We start from the raw sequence: 857 nt of genomic DNA, 5'->3' as shown, positions 1-857 counted from the left end.
AATAAGCCTTCTACATCTTCAGAGCAAAACGCAGCAGGATCATTCGAGTCTAAATCTAGCACGGCTCGGACCTGGCCTGTTGCATCGGTTATGGGTAAAACAACTTCGGATAAGGTCGAGCTGGAGCAGGCAATATGATAAGGCAGGCTATGTACATCATCGACCAGTTGTACCGCATTTTCCTTCGCGGCTTTGCCGCACACACCGCGATCAAAACTAATTTGTAGGCAGCCATGGCCACCTTGATAGGGGCCTACTTTAAGTAAGTTTGGTTCAGTGACTCGGTAAAATCCGGTCCAGTGACTATAGGGGATAGCGTGATGGATCTCGCAGGCAAGTGTAGCCATAACCGCTACTTCATCGGTCTCGCCTTCGGTCAGTGACTTACACGTCTGCAGGAGCGAGGCGTACATCAATTTTTTTTCTGTGCTGTGCATGGTTAGATCCCATTAAATCCGATAGCTACTTGCGGTCATGAGGCTGGCGGTTAGTGTCATTAGCGATTTAACGGGTGCTGGAAATTCGAACCCGCCTGCTGAGCGAGCGGCAGCAGCGTGTCGGGCTTCGTCGGCGCGCATCTGGCTGACAATTTCCCGGCTTTTTGTATCTTGTTCCGGCAAACTTTCTAAGTGGCCATCGAGGTGGCGACAGACTTGGTCTTCGGTGGCGGCGACAAAACCTAAGCTGACTCTGTCGCTAATAAGGCCTGCCGCCGCGCCTATGCCGAACGACAGGGCGTACCAAGCTGGGTTGAGCAAGCTGGGTCGACTTTCTAGCTCATTTAGTCGTTGTTCACACCAAGCTAGGTGGTCAATTTCCTCTGCAGCCGCCTCGGCCATTTCGGCTCGCACCTCGGG

At 52.6% G+C, this 857-nt stretch carries 2 protein-coding genes; both read right to left on the bottom strand.

Translation table 11 applies throughout. The annotated features are described in order from the left end of the window. Positions 1-437, bottom strand: a 437-nt coding sequence (locus ACFQEU_RS16895; RefSeq protein WP_379784030.1) for a GAF domain-containing protein, incomplete at its 3' end; no start/stop codon positions are given. Between the two features lie 12 nt (positions 438-449). Then, the coding region (coq7, locus tag ACFQEU_RS16890) for a 2-polyprenyl-3-methyl-6-methoxy-1,4-benzoquinone monooxygenase (RefSeq protein ID WP_379784028.1) at positions 450-857 on the bottom strand (408 nt) is incomplete at its 5' end.

The organism is Halorubrum tibetense, from assembly GCF_042661865.1.
Taxonomy (GTDB): domain Archaea; phylum Halobacteriota; class Halobacteria; order Halobacteriales; family Haloferacaceae; genus Halorubrum; species Halorubrum tibetense.
Note: the sequence above shows the minus strand (reverse complement) of the source record. Positions and strands in the feature narration are given on the sequence as shown.